At 64.7% G+C, this 1,999-nt stretch carries 2 protein-coding genes; both read right to left on the bottom strand.

Going from position 1 to position 1,999, the window contains the following annotated elements:
* Window positions 1–110: 110 nt before the first annotated feature.
* The gene (locus ACFMO5_RS13090) at window positions 111–950 is read right to left on the bottom strand and encodes a DegV family protein (protein ID WP_376793195.1); all 840 of its coding nucleotides are present in this window, start codon (window positions 948–950) and stop codon (window positions 111–113) included.
* Between the two features lie 187 nt (window positions 951–1,137).
* Entirely contained in the window at window positions 1,138–1,800 is a 663-nt protein-coding gene (locus tag ACFMO5_RS13095; RefSeq protein WP_376793196.1) for a glycerol-3-phosphate acyltransferase, read from the bottom strand.
* Window positions 1,801–1,999: the final 199 nt, after the last annotated feature.

Here is a 1,999-nt window from a genome sequence, read left to right on the forward strand (position 1 = left end):
GGCCCTTCGGGCCGCGGGGAGGGGCTTGCCCCGCATGGGTCCTGGAGACGAAATCTCCCATCTGGTCCACCTCGAACTCACCGCACGCGTTCGCAATCGTCAAAGTGCCACTATTCCGCGTAATAGGCCAGCCCCAACACCCCTGGTCCGGCGTAAAGACCCATCACCGGTGAGAAGGCCGTGAGATAGCACTCCCGGCAATCGAAGCGTTCGAGGAGCAATCGCTGCAGCGCCTCAGCCTCCTCCGGGGCGGCCGCATGGAAAACCGCCGCATGCACCGGCCGGTTTCCCACATCCTGGGTCATCCGCTGGACCATCGCCTCGATCGCCCGGCGTCGGGTGCGGACTTTCTCCAGCACCTCGATGCGACCGTTTTGCATGGTCAGAATCGGTTTGATCTGCAGTACATCGACCGCCAGGGCCGCCAGGGCCGGAGCCCGACCGCTCCGGATGAGATACGTCACCGTCTCTAGGACGGCGAAGAACCGGAGGCGTGGGCGCAGCGCCTCTACCCGGGCCACGATCTCGTCCAGCGAAGCCCCCGCCTCCGCCATGCGGGCCGCCTCCAGGACCAAAAAACCCTGGGCCATGGTAGCGGCCTGGCTGTCAATCACCCGAATAGGAATCCCGGGGACCATCTGGGCGGCGAGGAGCGCTGCGTTATATGTGCCCGTCATGGCAGCGGAAACATGGATGGAGACGATCCCCTCCGCTTCCTTTGCCAACTCCCGATAGGTCTCCATGAAATCCCCCACGGAGGGTTGGGAGGAGGTCGCCATGATCCCGGCCCGCTGCCATTCATAGACCTGCTCCGCTGTGACATCGATGCCATCCCGGAACACCCGCTCCCCCAGAATGATTCGGACCGGGACCACGCGGATCTGGTAGGCTTCCACCAACTCGGGGGGCAAACACGCCACGCTATCGGTGACCACCGCGATCTTCGCCATGGCTCTTCTCCGTGCAGGTGGGTTAGGGGAAGTTCTTCCCTCCGCCTTGGACGCGACCCCACAACAAGCCACAAAGCCCCCATAGAGCTCATGGCGAGCCAACTCTCCCCCAGAGGGAAGCTCGAGGGAGCGCAGGGTCGCGCGGATCAGGGTCAGCACATCCGCGGGACTCCGGTGGGGTGGGGCCTCAAGCCGGATGCCCCGGGCGGCGGAACATCCAGACCTCCCAGGCCGCCGTGTCCCGGTCCAGCCAGAGGCGTCGCCAGAGCACCCGCCGCCGCTCCACCGGATCCGAGGGGAGAGGCTCCCGGTTGGCCTCCAGACGCTTGACCACGGTAATCGCCAGCATGGCCAGCCCCCCGAGGGCGACCTCCAGCGGCCCCCCGGTGAGCCATACCAGGGCCGGCAACCCGGCGATGGCGAACAGGGCCATCACCGCAGTGGCTTGTAACAGGCGCCCGATGACCAAAGCGCCCAAGATCCAAAGGGCACCAACCGGGAAAGTGACCGTGAGCAGTCCGAGGAACGGCCCGATGCCGCGCCCCCCGTGGAAGCCCAGCCAGACCGGCCAGTTATGGCCCATGACCGCGGCCAGCCCCGCCGCTACCGCCACCCCTCGAGGGCGCCCCAGCGCCAGCGCTCCCCAGGCCGGGATGGCTGCTTTCAGCACATCCAACAGGCCAACCGGGATCAGGGCCCAGCGGGCCACGTGGTAATACACCGCGGTCCCACTGACCGTACGACTGCCCCATTGTCGCAGATCGATCCCACGCAGGAGACGACCGGCGAGGTATGCGGTGGGGATCGAACCGATGAGGTAACTGATCAAAATAAGTCCGAGATCTGCCATCTTGACCCTCCTGCCTTTAGAAAATTGAGGGCCAACTCCTTAGTAAGCATAGCGCAGAAGCGCAGAGAAATACAACCTCGGCAGGGATTTTTGTGAGAGGCAGAGGTCATATTGCAGGTGAGAGGATCTTGGAAAGAAGCCATTCGAACCTGATAGCGTCGGACTTTGGGGGGTTGGGGGGCGAGCCGGGCGCCTTCGG

It is taken from the genome of Thermoflexus sp., from assembly GCF_042408365.1.
GTDB lineage: Bacteria > Chloroflexota > Anaerolineae > Thermoflexales > Thermoflexaceae > Thermoflexus.

Bases quoted from the DNA above. Each gene is read 5' to 3' on its own strand.
- ACFMO5_RS13090 (WP_376793195.1), bottom strand. From the start codon at position 950: ATGGCGAAGATCGCGGTGGTCACCGATAGCGTGGCGTGTTTGCCCCCC.
- ACFMO5_RS13095 (WP_376793196.1), bottom strand. From the start codon at position 1,800: ATGGCAGATCTCGGACTTATTTTGATCAGTTACCTCATCGGTTCGATC.